The sequence below is a fragment of the Actinotalea fermentans genome, from assembly GCF_007991475.1.
Lineage (GTDB): Bacteria > Actinomycetota > Actinomycetes > Actinomycetales > Cellulomonadaceae > Actinotalea > Actinotalea fermentans.
The window spans coordinates 311,378-325,041 of sequence record NZ_BJYK01000004.1 but is presented as its reverse complement, the minus strand read 5'-3'; the positions used below and the strand labels follow the sequence as shown (position 1 = coordinate 325,041).

At 76.0% G+C, this 13,664-nt stretch carries 14 protein-coding genes; 10 read left to right on the top strand and 4 right to left on the bottom strand.

From position 1 onward, the window contains the following. The first annotated feature begins 6 nt into the window (after positions 1-6). From AFE02nite_RS08815 to AFE02nite_RS08790, 6 genes are read left to right on the top strand one after another with little or no spacing between them, the layout of a single operon-like run. Complete coding sequence (locus tag AFE02nite_RS08815) at positions 7-576, top strand: PH domain-containing protein (RefSeq protein WP_222594363.1); 570 nt, start codon at positions 7-9, stop codon at positions 574-576. After that, positions 573-2,195, top strand: a complete 1,623-nt coding sequence (locus AFE02nite_RS08810) for a PH domain-containing protein (protein WP_186814510.1) — start codon at positions 573-575, stop codon at positions 2,193-2,195. Before AFE02nite_RS08815 ends, AFE02nite_RS08810 begins: the two co-directional genes overlap by 4 nt. Next, complete coding sequence (locus AFE02nite_RS08805; protein WP_146819455.1) at positions 2,192-3,151, top strand: Rossmann-like and DUF2520 domain-containing protein; 960 nt, start codon at positions 2,192-2,194, stop codon at positions 3,149-3,151. Before AFE02nite_RS08810 ends, AFE02nite_RS08805 begins: the two co-directional genes overlap by 4 nt. Then, the gene (gene panC, locus AFE02nite_RS08800; RefSeq protein ID WP_034249322.1) at positions 3,148-4,017 is read left to right on the top strand and encodes a pantoate--beta-alanine ligase; all 870 of its coding nucleotides are present in this window, start codon (positions 3,148-3,150) and stop codon (positions 4,015-4,017) included. Before AFE02nite_RS08805 ends, panC begins: the two co-directional genes overlap by 4 nt. A 58-nt stretch (positions 4,018-4,075) precedes the next feature. Further along, positions 4,076-4,519: an aspartate 1-decarboxylase gene (gene panD, locus AFE02nite_RS08795; protein ID WP_146819454.1), complete on the top strand. Its 444-nt coding sequence runs from the start codon at positions 4,076-4,078 to the stop codon at positions 4,517-4,519. Further along, complete coding sequence (locus AFE02nite_RS08790; protein WP_261765552.1) at positions 4,516-6,213, top strand: L-aspartate oxidase; 1,698 nt, start codon at positions 4,516-4,518, stop codon at positions 6,211-6,213. Before panD ends, AFE02nite_RS08790 begins: the two co-directional genes overlap by 4 nt. A 45-nt stretch (positions 6,214-6,258) precedes the next feature. Here AFE02nite_RS08790 and AFE02nite_RS08785 read toward each other — a convergent pair whose 3' ends face one another. The 3 genes from AFE02nite_RS08785 to AFE02nite_RS08775 form a co-directional block, all read right to left on the bottom strand. Next, entirely contained in the window at positions 6,259-7,989 is a 1,731-nt protein-coding gene (locus tag AFE02nite_RS08785) for an FAD-dependent oxidoreductase (protein ID WP_146819453.1), read from the bottom strand. A gap of 79 nt (positions 7,990-8,068) precedes the next feature. Then, entirely contained in the window at positions 8,069-8,674 is a 606-nt protein-coding gene (locus AFE02nite_RS08780) for a class I SAM-dependent methyltransferase (RefSeq protein WP_222594362.1), read from the bottom strand. Positions 8,675-8,745: 71 nt separating this feature from the next. Next, complete coding sequence (locus tag AFE02nite_RS08775; RefSeq protein WP_034246130.1) at positions 8,746-9,009, bottom strand: metal-sensitive transcriptional regulator; 264 nt, start codon at positions 9,007-9,009, stop codon at positions 8,746-8,748. A gap of 223 nt (positions 9,010-9,232) precedes the next feature. Between AFE02nite_RS08775 and nadC the strand changes: the two genes are divergently transcribed. The 4 genes from nadC (at position 9,233) to AFE02nite_RS08760 (ending at position 12,276) form a co-directional block, all read left to right on the top strand. Continuing rightward, positions 9,233-10,132: a carboxylating nicotinate-nucleotide diphosphorylase gene (gene nadC, locus AFE02nite_RS08770; RefSeq protein ID WP_034246106.1), complete on the top strand. Its 900-nt coding sequence runs from the start codon at positions 9,233-9,235 to the stop codon at positions 10,130-10,132. Positions 10,133-10,206: 74 nt separating this feature from the next. Then, positions 10,207-11,667: a lysine--tRNA ligase gene (gene lysS, locus AFE02nite_RS08765; protein WP_146819492.1), complete on the top strand. Its 1,461-nt coding sequence runs from the start codon at positions 10,207-10,209 to the stop codon at positions 11,665-11,667. Between the two features lie 22 nt (positions 11,668-11,689). Beyond that, positions 11,690-11,848: a hypothetical protein gene (locus AFE02nite_RS17380; RefSeq protein WP_186814508.1), complete on the top strand. Its 159-nt coding sequence runs from the start codon at positions 11,690-11,692 to the stop codon at positions 11,846-11,848. 95 nt (positions 11,849-11,943) lie between these two features. Next, positions 11,944-12,276, top strand: a complete 333-nt coding sequence (locus AFE02nite_RS08760) for a histone-like nucleoid-structuring protein Lsr2 (protein ID WP_034246112.1) — start codon at positions 11,944-11,946, stop codon at positions 12,274-12,276. A 102-nt stretch (positions 12,277-12,378) separates the two neighbouring features. Here AFE02nite_RS08760 and AFE02nite_RS17375 read toward each other — a convergent pair whose 3' ends face one another. Continuing rightward, positions 12,379-13,656, bottom strand: coding sequence for a right-handed parallel beta-helix repeat-containing protein (locus AFE02nite_RS17375; protein WP_186814507.1), 1,278 nt, complete (start codon positions 13,654-13,656; stop codon positions 12,379-12,381). Between the last annotated feature and the right edge of the window lie 8 nt (positions 13,657-13,664).

Below are 13,664 nucleotides of genomic sequence, written 5' to 3'. Positions count from 1 at the left end.
GCCGCCATGACCGAGCCCTGGCCCACCCCGGCAGCGTCCCCGGCCGCCCCCGACGCAGCGTCCCCTGCCGCGCCGCCGACCCCGCCCACCTCGGCGGGCCCGTTCGACCCGCCGGGCGTGACCTGGCAGCCGGTGTCGCCGAAGCTCGTCACGGTCCGCCTCATCTCGCTCGCGCTGAGCCTCGGCCTGCCCCTGGTGGCGTCGGTGGTCGTCGCGGCGCTCGTGGGCGTGCCGGGCCTGTGGGCGGTCCCGGCGGCGGTGGCCGCGTTCGCCGCGTGGCTCGCGATCCTCGTCCCGCGGCAGGTCCGCGCGCTGGGCTACGCCGAGCGCGACGACGACCTGCTGATCCGCAAGGGCATCATGTTCCGCACGCTCGTCGTGGTGCCCTACGGCCGCATGCAGTTCGTGGACGTGCAGGCCGGCCCGCTGGACCGCTGGGGCGGCATCGCGAAGGTGCAGCTGCACACGGCTTCCCCCGCGAGCGACGCCGCGATCCCCGGGCTGCCGCCGACCGAGGCCGACCGGCTCCGCGACCGCCTCGCCGAGCGCGGCGAGGCCCGGCTGGCCGGGCTGTGAGCGAGGCACCCGTCCCGTCGGCACCGGTGGCCCCGGCCGACGGCGACCCGCGCGTCTGGCGCCGGTTCCACCCCGTCACGCCCGTGGTCAAGGGCTGGAAGGTGCTGCTCGTCCTGCTCGTCGTCCTCGGGCAGCAGGCCGGCGACAACCTCTCGGGGACCTGGGAGGTGCTGAGCTCGGTCGGCTGGTGGGCCGTCGGGGCCGTGCCGCTCGCCGTCCTGCTCCTGGCCACCGGCTACGCGGCCATCGCGTGGCGGATGAGCCGGTACGCGGTCGACGAGACGGCCGTCTTCCTGCACACGGGGGTGCTCTTCCGGCAGCAGCGGACCGCCCGCCTGGACCGCATCCAGGCCATCGACGTCGTGCAGCCCCTGCTGGGTCGCGTGTTCGGGCTGGCCGAGCTGAAGATCGAGGTCGCCGGGGGTGCCGACTCCGCGGTGCGCCTGGCCTTCCTGCGCGAGCAGCACGCGCAGGAGCTCCGGGCCGAGCTCCTCGCCCGCGCCGCCGGGCTGCGGATCGGTCCGTCGGGGGCCGGTGCGGCCCTCGCCGGCTCGCCGGTGCCCGCCGCGGGGGCCGGCGCGCCGCACGTCCTCCCGGTCGAGCCCGTCGACGCCGCGGCGGGGGTGCCGCCGGTGCCGCCGCCACCCGGCGCGTCCGCGGCCGGCCCGGGCGGCCCTGCGCCGACGGCGGGGCCCGGCCTTGGCATCCCCGTCGCCCCCGAGCGCGAGATCGTGCACGTCACGCCCGGCCGGCTCCTGGCGTCGCTGGTGCGCTCCGGCAGCGTCCTGGTGTCCGTCCTCGCGCTCGTCGGGCTCGCGGTCGCCGCGATCGCCACGGGCGAGCCCGGGGGCCTCGTCGCGATGCTCCCCGCGGCGCTCGGCGCCGGCGGCTACGTGTGGCAGCGGTTCGCCGGGGAGTTCGGCTTCCGCGTGGCCATGTCGCCGGACGGCATCCGGCTGCGGCACGGTCTGCTCGAGGCCCGGGCCCAGACGGTGCCCCCGGGGCGCGTCCAGGCCGTGCGGCTGACGCAGGGGCTGTTGTGGCGCGGCAAGGACTGGTGGCGCGTGCAGATGAACGTCGCCGGGTACGGCACGGGCTCGTCGGAGAACGGCGGCCGCCAGGTCGAGTCGGTGCTCCTGCCGGTCGGCGACCGGCAGGAGGCGCTGCTCGCGCTCTGGCTCGTCCTGCCCGACCTCGGCGTCGAGGGCGACCCCCGCCCGCTGCTGGACGCGGCGCTCGCGGGCTCGGGTGAGGGGCACGGGTTCGTGACCCCGCCGCGGCAGGCCCGCTGGCTCGACCCCCTCACGTGGCGACGCCACGGCGTGGCCCTCACCGGCCGGGCCGTCCTGGTCCGGGGCGGCTGGCTCGTCCGGACGCTCACCGTGGTGCCGCACGAGCGCACCCAGTCCCTCGGCGTCGAGCAGGGCCCCCTCCAGCGCCGGCTGGGCATCGCGAGCGTGCACCTGCACTCCACGCCCGGGCCCGTCGTGCCAGTCGTGCCGCACCTGGACGCGCACGTCGCCGGACGTCTCCTCGACGACCAGGCGGCCCGGGCGCGGGCGGCGCGCGCCACCGCGGTGCCCGAGCGGTGGATGGCCCGGGGGGCGACGCCCGCGTGAGCGACCGGCTCGGGGTGGGCATCGTCGGCGCGGGCCGGGTGGGCGCCGTGCTCGGCAACGCGCTGCGCGCGGCCGGCCACGCCGTCGTCGGCGCGAGCGGGGTCTCCGCGGCGAGCCGCGAGCGGATCGAGGCGCTGCTCCCGGGGGTGCCGGTGCTCGACGTGCCCGAGGTCGTGGAGCGCGCCGAGCTGGTGCTGCTCACCGTGCCCGACGACGCGCTCGCGGACCTGGTCACCGGGCTCGCGACCCTCGGCCGCTGGCAGCCGGGTCAGCTGGTCGTGCACACGGCCGGCGCGCTCGGCACCGGCGTGCTCGCCCCGGCGCGCGCGGCCGGCGCGATCCCGCTCGCGCTGCACCCCGCGATGACCTTCACGGGCACGTCGCTGGACGTCGCGCGGCTCGTGGGGTGCACGTTCGCGGTCACGGCGCCGACGCCGGTGCTGCCCATCGCTCAGGCGCTCGTCGTGGAGCTCGGCGGCGAGCCCGTCGTCGTCGCCGAGGAGGACCGGCCGCTCTACCACGCGGCGCTCGCGCACGCCGCGAACCACCTGGTGGTCCTGGTGGCCCAGGCGGCGCAGGCCCTGGCGGCCGCGGGCGTCGCGGCCCCCGACCGCGTGCTCGGGCCCCTGCTCGGCGCGGCCCTGGACGGTGCGGTCCGCGCGTCGTCGGCCGCCTCGAGCGGCACGACGGCGGGCGCCAGCGGCGTCGCCTCGCTCACCGGGCCGGTGGTGCGCGCCGACGTGCGCACGGTGCAGGCGCACCTGGCCGAGCTCGCGCGGCTCGCGGGCCGCGACCCGTCCACGGCCGACGTGCCCGCCGCCTACCGCGTCCTCGCGCGCGCCGCGACCACCCGGGCGCTGGCCGGTGGCCGGCTGCGCCCCGAGCAGGCGGCCGCCCTGCTCGACGTCCTCGCCGACCCGCCCGGCGGCGCCGGCAGCACCCAGGAGGAGCGATGACGACCATGGACCCCCGGCCGACGACGGCCCCGCGCGTCGTGCGCACGCGTGCGGAGCTCGCCGAGGCGCTCGTGGCGCCGGTGGGGCGACGAGCCGTCGTGATGACGATGGGCGCCCTGCACGAGGGGCACCTGTCCCTGGTGCGGCGGGCACGCGAGCTGGCCGACCAGGTCGTGGTGACGATCTTCGTCAACCCGCTCCAGTTCGGGGCGGGGGAGGACCTGGAGAGCTACCCGCGCGACCTCGACGGCGACGTGCGCCTGCTCGCCGGCGCGGGCGCGGACCTGGTGTTCGCCCCGGACGTCGCCACGGTGTACCCGACCCAGCCGCTGGTCACCGTGCACGCGGGACCGGTCGCCGACGTGCTCGAGGGCGCCGTCCGGCCCGGCCACTTCGACGGCGTGCTCACCGTCGTGCTCAAGCTCATGCACCTGACGCGGCCCGACGTCGCGATCTTCGGCCAGAAGGACGCCCAGCAGCTCGCCGCGATCCGCCGCATGGTGCGCGACCTCGACGTCCCGGTCGAGGTCGTGGCCGCGCCCATCGTGCGGGACACCGACGGCGTCGCGCTCTCCTCGCGCAACGCCTACCTCGACGGGGAACAGCGGGAGCACGCGCGGGCGTTGTACGAGGCGGTGCTCGCCGCGCAGGCGGCCGCCGAGCAGGGCTCGGGTGCGGCCGGCGTGCGGCGCGCCGCCGAGGAGGTGCTGGCCGCCGAGCCGGGGGTGACGACCGACTACGTCGCCCTCGTCGACGCCGACACCATGACCGAGGTCGGGGACGACCATGCGGGGCCCGCGCTGCTCGCGCTCGCGGCCCGGGTGGGCAGCACCCGGCTGATCGACAATACGATGGTGGTGCTGTGACGCAGGCGAACCACACGAGCGGCACGACCCGCACGAGCCGGATCGGGAAGGAGGGGTGATGTCGGCACCGACGCAGGGCTGGCTGCGGACGATGATGGTGGGCAAGATCCACCGCGCCATCGTGACCGCCGCCGAGCTGGACTACGTGGGCTCGATCACCCTCGACGCCGACCTGCTCGCAGCCTCCGGCATCCTGCCGGGCCAGCAGGTCGACGTCGTCGACGTGACGAACGGCGCGCGCCTGACCACCTACGCCATCGCGGGCGACCCGGGCTCCGGCGTCGTGTGCGTCAACGGCGCGGCGGCGCACCTGATCCACCCGGGGGACATGGTCATCGTCATCGCGTACGCGATGCTGCCGGACCACGAGGCCCGCACGTACAACCCGAGCGTCGTGCACGTCGACGCCGCCAACCGCATCGTGAGCATCGACGGCGACCCCGGTGCGGCCCCCGAGGGCATGCACACGGCCGCCATCGCCTGGGCTCCCGGCCCCCGGTGAGGTTCGCGCGGCGTCTGCTCGCCCCCCAGCCAGGCTGGACGGCGACCGCGGACGTCGTCGTGGTGGGCTCCGGCATCGCCGGGCTGACGGCGGCCCTCGCGCTGCGTGCGCGCGGACCGCGCGTCCTGCTCATCACCAAGAGCGTGCTCGCGTCGGGCTCGACGATCTGGGCGCAGGGCGGCATCGCCGCGGCCCTCGACCCGCGCGACACCCCCGACGCGCACCTGGCGGACACGCTCGTCGCGGGCGCCGGCCTGTGCGACCCCGCCGCGGTCGAGGTGCTGGTCACCGAGGGGCCGGCGCGGGTGCGCGAGCTCGCCGGGCTGGGCGCGGCGTTCGACCTCGACGCGGCCGGGGAGATCTCGCTGACCCGCGAGGGCGGGCACGGCACGCGACGCATCGCGCACGCGGGCGGCGACGCGACGGGCGCGGAGATCAGCCGCGCGCTGGTCGCGCGCATCGAGGCCGTCCGCAACGACCCCGGCATCGAGGTCATCGAGCACGCCCTGGTCCTCGACCTGCTCACGGGTGCCCCCGGCCCCGACGGCGGCCCCGGCCCGATCTGCGGCGTCACCCTGCACGTCATGGGGGCCGGGTCGCGCGACGGCGTGGGCGCGGCCCTCGCGCCGGCGGTGCTGCTGGCGACGGGCGGCATCGGGCAGGTGTACCCGTCCTCGACGAACCCGTCGCTGGCCACGGGCGACGGCCTGGCCGCGGCCCTGCGCGCGGGCGCGACGGTCGCGGACATGGAGTTCGTCCAGTTCCACCCGACGGTGCTCTGGCTGGGGGCCGGCGCCAAGGGGCAGCTGCCGCTCGTGAGCGAGGCCGTCCGTGGTGAGGGCGCGCTGCTCGTGGACACCGACGGCGTGCGGTTCATGCCCGACATCCACCCGCTCGCCGAGCTCGCGCCGCGCGACGTCGTCGCGCACGCCATCGTGCGCCGGATGGCCGCCACGGGCGCCGACCACGTCTACCTCGACTGCCGGCACCTGGACGCGGACTTCGTGCACGAGCGCTTCCCGACGATCCACGCGCGGCTGCTGGCCGAGGGCATCGACCTCGCGTCCGACCTGGTGCCCGTGGCGCCGGCGCACCATTTCCACTCCGGCGGCGTGCTGACGGACCTCGTCGGTCGCTCGGACGTGCCCGGGCTCTACGCGGCGGGCGAGGTGGCCTGCACGGGCGTGCACGGGGCGAACCGGCTCGCGTCGAACTCGCTGCTGGAGGGCCTGGTCTTCGCGCACCGCGCTGCCGACGACGTCGCCACCCGGCTGGCCGCGGGGGAGCTGCCGCGCGTCGAGCCGGTCGAGCGGTCCGGGCCGGCGGGCCTGTGCGCCGCGGCGGCGCGCCCGCGCATCCAGCGCCTCGCGCAGAAGGGCCCGGGCGTCATCCGCACGGGCGCCGACCTCGACGTCGCCGCCGCCGGCCTCGCGGGCGTGCCGACGACGCCGGACGCGGCCCCCGGCGTCGTCGCGTCACCGCAGACCGCCGAGTGGGAGACGACCAACCTGCACCAGGTCGCCTCGGTGCTCACCGCGACGGCGTCGGCCCGCACCGAGAGCCGCGGTGGCCACTACCGCGAGGACCATCCGGCCGCGGCCGACGCCTGGCTGGTGCGCCTGGCGGCCAGGCTCGACCCCGACGGCGGGCTGGCGCTCACGCGCGCCCCGCTCACCCCCGGGGTCGAAGCCTGACGCTCCGGCGTGCGTGTGTGGTCAGGCGCGGCGCCGGGCGCGGCGTCAGGCGCGGACCAGCTCCAGGTCCGGGCGCGCGGCCCGCAGCGTGAGCATGCCGCCCGAGAGGTTCGCCGAGTCCATCCCGGCCTGCACCAGGACGCGGTGGGCCAGGTAGGAGCGGAACCCGCTCGCGCAGTGCACGCGCACCGGACGGCCGTCGGCGGCGGCGCGGACCTCGTCGAGGCGGTCGCGCAGCTCGGTGTGCGGGACGTTGAGCGCGCCGGGCAGGTGGCCGGACGCGAACTCGCCCCGCGAGCGCACGTCGAGGACGAGCGCGCTGTCGAGGACCTTCTCCAGGTCGGCGGGGTACCAGAGCGCCAGGGTGCCGTCGAGCACGTTCTGCGCGACGAAGCCGGCCATGTTCACCGGGTCCTTGGCCGAGCCGTAGGGCGGGGCGTAGGCGAGCTCGAGCTCCGCGACGTCGTCGACGGTCATGCCCGCGGCCAGCGCCGTGGCCAGGACGTCGATGCGCTTGTCGGCGCCCGCGCGGCCGACGGCCTGCGCGCCGAGCAGACGCCCGTCGGGCGCGAACGACATCGTCAGGTGCAGCTGCTCGGCGCCGGGGAAGTAGCCCGCGTGGTGGCCGGGGTGCACGTGCACCACGTGGTGCGCGATGCCGGCCTGCTGCAGGGCGCGCTGGCTCGCCCCGGTCATGGCGGCGGTCAGGCCGAACACGCGCACGACGGCGGTGCCCAGCACGCCCCGCGCCTCGCGCTCGGGCGTGACGCGGCCGAGGATCGCGTCGGCGGCCCGGCGGCCCTGGCGGTTGGCCGGCCCGGCGAGCGGCACGGGCCCGACGGCGCCGGTCACGGCGTTGCGGACGGCGGTCGCGTCGCCGACGGCCCAGATGTGCGGGTCGGAGGTGCGCTGCTGGCCGTCCACGACGATGGCGCCGCCGGCCGCGAGCTCGAGCCCGATGCTCGCCGCGAGGTGGCTGTCAGGCCGCACGCCGACGGAGAGCACGACGAGGTCGGCGCTCAGGGCGGTCCCGTCGGAGAGGCGCACCTCGACGGCGGCCGGGCGGTCGGCGCCCTCCGGCTCGGTGCTCTCGCCCTCGGCGGCGACGGGTCCGGTCGCGTGGATCGCCTCGGCGGCGACGCCGACGTGGGTGCGCACGCCGTGGGCGCGCAGCTCGGCGTCCAGGAGCGAGGCGAGCTCGTCGTCGAGCGGGGGTAGCACGTGCGGCGCGAGGTCGACGAGGTCCACCTCCAGGCCGCGGGTGCGCAGCGCCTCGGCGACCTCGAGGCCGATGAAGCCGGCGCCGAGCACCACGGCCGAGCGGGCGCCGTCGGCCAGCACGGCGCGCAGGCCGTCGGCGTCGGGCACGGTCCGCATCGTGTGGACCTGCGGCAGGTCGAGGCCCGCGATCGGCGGGCGGACGGTCGCGGCGCCCGGCGCCAGGACGAGGGCGTCGTAGGGCAGGACGGTCTCCTGCACGCCTGCGGGCGTCGTGTGCACCGCGGTCACGGTGCGCGCGTCGCGGTCGATGGCGACGACCTCGTGCCCGGTGCGCACGTCGAGGTTCAACGCGGCGCGCAGCGACTCGGGCGTCTGCACGAGCAGGGAGTCGCGCCGAGGGATCTCGTCGCTGACGTGGTACGGCAGCCCGCAGTTGGCGAAGGACACGAACTCGCCGCGCTCGAGCACGACGATCTCGGCGTCCTCGGCCAGGCGGCGGGCGCGGGCGGCCGCGCTCATCCCTCCGGCGACGCCTCCGACGACGACGATGCGCATGGTCACTTCCTCACGTGTGTGGACGGTGCACGGGCGGCGGCACGCCGCCCCACTCCCTCCAAGATACCCCGGGGGGTATCTATTCCGTGCGGGACCGGGGTCCCGCCGGTCGGACGGCGACGACCACCGTGTCGAGCGCCGGCCGGGCGGCGTCGGGCACGGGACGGGCCGCCACCTCGGCGCGCTCGACCTGCAGCCCATGATCGGTCAGGACCCCGGCGACGAGCGAGGGGGAGGTGAGCACCGCGACGTCCTGCGGCCCGCCCGTGCCCTCGGCCGGGTTGCGCACGTCGTGCCCGACGACGACGGCGCGCCCGCCCGGGGCGACCGCGTCGCCCGCGCGGCCGAGCGCCTCGGCGAGGTCGTCGGCGGGCAGGTGCAGGTACGCGACGAGGACGAGGTCGGCGGAGCCCGGTGCGACCGCGGGGGTCCGGGCGTCGGCGACCACCCAGGCCACCTCCCCCGCGCGTCGGGCGCCCTGGCGCTGGTCCCGCTGCTGCGCCCGGGCGAGCGCGGCGCCCTGGCGCACGCCCTCGAGCGAGATGTCGAGGGCGGTCACCGACCAGCCCAGCGACGCCAGCCACAGCGCGTGCCGGCCGTCGCCCGCGGCGACGTCGAGCGCGCGCCCGGGTGTCAGGTGCGCGACGGCGTCGCGCACCCAGACGTTCGGCTCACGGGTCCACACGGGCCCGTGAGCGTACCGGGCGTCCCACTCGCGGGCCGCGCTCCGGGCGTCGCCCGCATCCATCGCGCGCGTCAGGCGAGCGAGAGGAAGAGCTTCTGCAGCTTGGCGCGGTCGATGCCCGCGGCCTCCTCGCCCTGCGTGAGGCAGCGCTCGAGGCCGGTGGAGATGATCGAGAATCCCGCACGGTCGAGCGCCTTCGAGGCTGCGGAGACCTGGGTCACGACGTCGGCGCAGTCCGCGCCGGACTCGAGCATCTTGATGACGCCACCGATCTGGCCCTGCGCGCGACGCAGGCGGTTGATGACCGAGGTCATCTCCTCCGGGTCCAGCTGCATGCCGCGTCCTCCCTCGGCTCCGGCGCCCGGCGCGACGTCCGGGGTCGCGTCCGGGAGCGCCTGCGGGCTCACGTCCGGGGTCATCGTGTCATGCTCCGGTCGGCGGCCTCGCGGGCCGCAGGTCCTCGCTGCGGCACCTGCGTGCGTGTCGCGGTCATGGTGGTCCTCTCGCCGGGAAGCACCATGATACCCCAGGGGGTATGATGGGGACTAGGGTCGCCCCGTGGACCTCGACCCCGGGTGGCTTCGCGCGACCGTCGCCGGCGCGCTCGACGAGGACCTCGGCGGTGACCCCGGCCGGGACGTCACGACCGAGGCGACCGTGCCGTCGTCCCTGACGGGCACCGCGCGCCTGGTCGCCCGGGCCGACGGCGTCGTGGCGGGCCTGGTCGTCGTCGCCCCCGTGCTGGACGAGGTGAGCCGGCGGACCGGGCTCCCGACCGTCCGCGTCGAGCTCACCGTTCCCGAGGGCGCGCGCGTGGGCGCGGGGGACGTGCTCGCCGTCCTGCACGGTCCCGTCCGCACGCTGCTGACGGCCGAGCGGACGCTCCTCAACCTGGTCTCGCACGCCTCGGGCGTGGCGACGCACACCCGCCGCTGGGCCGACGCCCTGGCGGGCACCGGCGCGATGGTGCTCGACACCCGCAAGACCACGCCCGGCCTGCGCGCGCTCGACAAGTACGCGGTGCGCTGCGGCGGCGGTACGAACAAGCGGATGGGCCTGTACGACGTCGCCATGGTCAAGGACAACCACGTCGTCGCCGCGGGCGGGGTCGCCGAGGCGATCGCCGCGGTCCGGCAGGCCTTCCCGGACGTCGTGGTCCAGGTCGAGGCCGACACGCTCGAGCAGGTGATGACCGCGCTCGACGCCGGGGCCCGGTTCCTCCTGCTGGACAACATGCCGCCGGCCGTCCTCGCCGAGGTGGTCGCCGCCGTGCGGGCGCGCGAGCCGCAGACCGGCCGCGTCGAGCTCGAGGCCACGGGCGGCCTGACCCTCGCCTCCGCGCACGAGGTCGCGGCGACCGGCGTGGACTACCTGTCCGTCGGCGCCCTCACGCACTCCTCCCCCCAGCTGGACGTCGCCCTCGACCTCGACGGTCCGGCCACTACGATTCCCCGGTGAGCAGCAGCGCCAGCGGGCCGCGCGAGCCCGATCCGGTCGGGCACGAGCACGAGACGGACGACGTCCCCGAGCAGATGCGCGTGCGCCGGGCCAAGCGCGACCGGATGCTCGCCGAGGGGCGGGCCCCCTATCCCGTCGGCGTCCCGACGACCCACACCATCGCGCAGGTGCGCGACGCCCACGGCGAGCTCGCCGCGGGGGAGGAGACCGACGTCGTCGTCGGCGTGGCCGGGCGCGTGGTCTTCCTGCGCAACACCGGCAAGCTCTGCTTCGCCACGGTGCAGGACGGCGAGGGGCACCGCCTCCAGGTGATGCTGAGCCAGGCGGTGGTCGGGGAGGAGTCGCTCGACGCCTTCAAGGCCGACGTCGACCTGGGCGACCACCTGTTCGCCCACGGGCGCGTCATCAGCTCCCGGCGCGGCGAGCTGAGCGTCTTCGCGGACGACTGGGCGCTCGCGGCCAAGGCGCTGCGCCCGCTGCCCGTGCTGCACAAGCCCCTGTCGGAGGAGGCGCGGGTCCGCCAGCGCTACGTCGACCTGATCGTGCGGCCGGTCGCGCGCGACACGGTGCGGCTGCGCGCCGCCGTCATGCGCTCGCTGCGCGAGAACTTCCACCGGCGCGACTACGTCGAGGTCGAGACGCCCATGCTGCAGACGCAGCACGGCGGCGCGGCGGCCCGGCCGTTCGTCACGCACATGAACGCGTTCGACATCGAGCTGTACCTGCGGATCGCCCCGGAGCTGTTCCTCAAGCGCGCCGTGGTCGGCGGCGTGGAGCGGGTCTTCGAGATCAACCGCAACTTCCGCAACGAGGGCGCCGACTGGTCGCACTCGCCGGAGTTCGCGATGCTCGAGGCGTACGAGGCCTACGGCGACTACGACACCATGGCCGCCCTCACCCAGGACCTCGTGCAGACCGCCGCGCAGGAGGCGCTGGGCACCACCCTGGTCACCCTGCCCGACGGCGAGGAGTACGAGCTCGGCGGGGCGTGGGCGACCCTCGAGCTGTACCCGTCGCTGTCGGCCGCGCTCGGGGAGGAGATCACGCCGGCGACGAGCGTCGAGCACCTGCTCGCGCTGGTGGCGCGGTTCGACATCGAGGTGGACCCGAAGCGGCAGAACCACGGCAAGCTCGTCGAAGAGCTGTGGGAGCACCACGTCGGCCGGACACTGCACGCACCCACGTTCGTGCGCGACTTCCCGGTCGAGACGAGCCCGTTGACACGTGACCATAGGAGCGTTCCCGGCGTCGTCGAGAAGTGGGACCTCTACGTGCGCGGATTCGAGCTCGCGACGGCCTATTCCGAGCTGGTCGACCCGGTCGTGCAGCGCGAGCGATTCGAGCAGCAGGCGCGGATGGCGGCCGTCGGCGACGACGAGGCGATGCGCCTGGATGAGGATTTCCTTGCCGCGATGGAGCACGCGATGCCGCCCTCCGGGGGAATGGGGATGGGCATCGACCGCCTGCTCATGGCGCTCACCGGCCTCGGCATCCGCGAGACCATCCTGTTCCCCCTGGTGCGCCCGGGCCGCTGAGCGGCGGACGTACCATGGTCGGGTGCCTTCGCTCACCGACGCCCTGGCGGCCCTCGTCCCGTCCATCGGGGTGGGTCTGCTCTTCTGGTTCGCGATGCGCGCCATCGTGCGTGCCGACCGGCGGGAGCGTGCGTCAATTGCCGCGATGGAGGCCGAGGCTTCCGAAAAGCGCACGGAATAGGTCAGCGGCCGACGCGACCGTTAGGCCATCCGTGCGGTAGCGTGCGACTGACGCAATGTGACGCGTCATTCCCCCCCGATCGGAAGAAGGCAGCGATGGCACAGAAGGTCCAGGTCGTTCTGGTCGACGACGTCGACGGCGGCGACGCCGACGAGACGGTGACGTTCTCGCTCGACGGAGTTGCGTACGAGATCGACCTCAACGCCACGAATGCTGCGGCCCTGCGGGACGCTTTCGCGCCGTGGGTCGGCCACGGCCGTCGGGTGGGTGGGCGCTCGCGCGGCGGCTCTGCCCGGCGCGGCGGCACGCCGCGGTCGGCCGGTGGCAAGAACACCGAGATCCGCGAGTGGGCCCGCGCCAACGGCTACACCGTCAGCGAGCGCGGCCGCATCCCTGCCGAGGTGAAGGCCGCCTTCGACGCACGCTGAGGCCTGGCCGTCGGCGGCGCGCGGGGGTGGCGCACAGGACGACGGCAGCCGAGCTGAGAAGGGCCCCGGGGGAGACCCCGGGGCCCTTCGTCGTTCCCGCGCTCAGGCCCCGTCCGGGGCTGCGCCGTCCACGGGCGCGTCCACAGGCGCGTCCACGGGCGCCTCCGCGAGCGCCGGCGGGGACGACCCGAGGAGCGCTGCGGCGTCGGGCAGCGGCCAGCACTCGACGATGCTCGGCCCGGTCACCGTGACCACGGTGCCGTCGTAGCCGAGCCCGTTGAGTCCGGCGGCCCCGTCGGTGGTGTTGCCGGTGAAGGCGGCGAGCGGCCACGAGGTCGGGTTGAGGTAGCCCCAGCGGCCCGCCCGGACGACGGTGTCGGTGATCCGCACGTCGGTCGCGTACGACGCGATCGTGTACCCGCCGCCCAGCAGCCACGACCCCTGCACCACGACGTTCCGGTTCCCGCCGTTCGCGTTCTCGAGGAACAGCGCGGCGTTCTGGCCGGTGGCGTAGCCGCCGAGGTCGATGAGCACGTTCCGGATCGTCAGGCCGTCGACGCCGCGCACCTGGATGCCGTCGTAGTGGGAGCCGTTGGCGATCAGCGGGTTGTGGATCCACGAGTCCGTCACGACGACGTCGCGCACCGGGCCGGCGTCGGCCGTCACGTGCAGGCCGTCGTTGGCGGGGTCGCCGAAGACGTCGATCCGGGCGGCCCGCACGCGCTCCGTGCCGGACAGCGCCCAGGAGCCGAACTCGGAGTCCTCGATGACGACGTCGTCGCCGCGGAACACCGCGTGACCGGTCACCCGCACGTTCCGCACCGTCAGGTTCGAGCCGGTGAAGACCACGTCGCCGGTGATCACGCGGTTCGCGATGGTGCCCGACGTCGTCACGGTGCCGCCGGTCATGGGGGTGAGCACGGTGCCCGCGGGGACGCCCGTCGTCGCCGACCGCTCGAGGGCTGCTGCCGGCGCGTCGAGCGGCGCGGTCGTCTCGGTCGCGGGCTCGTCCGGCGTCGGGCTCGACGGGTCGACGACCGGCGACTCGACGACCGACGGGTCCACGACCGGCGAGGCCGCGGGGACGTCCGGGGTGGCGGGCAGCGGGACCGTCTCGGCCAGCGCGACCGCGGCGGGGGTGGCCGGGCGGGCGGCGTCGAGTGCCAGGACGGCACCGGTTCCCCACCCGTCGGCAGGCCGGGCCGCTGAGCCTGCCTCGCGGGGGTCGCCGGCGGCGACCGCGTCGGGTCTCACCACGACGGGGGAGGCCGCCTCGACGGCCGTCGTCGGTCGCCCGTCGCGGAGCGTCGTGGCGATCGTGGTCACCGCGAGGGCCGCGGCGAGCGCGATCCCGATCGTGCGACCGGTCGACGGCGTCATGTCCCCCC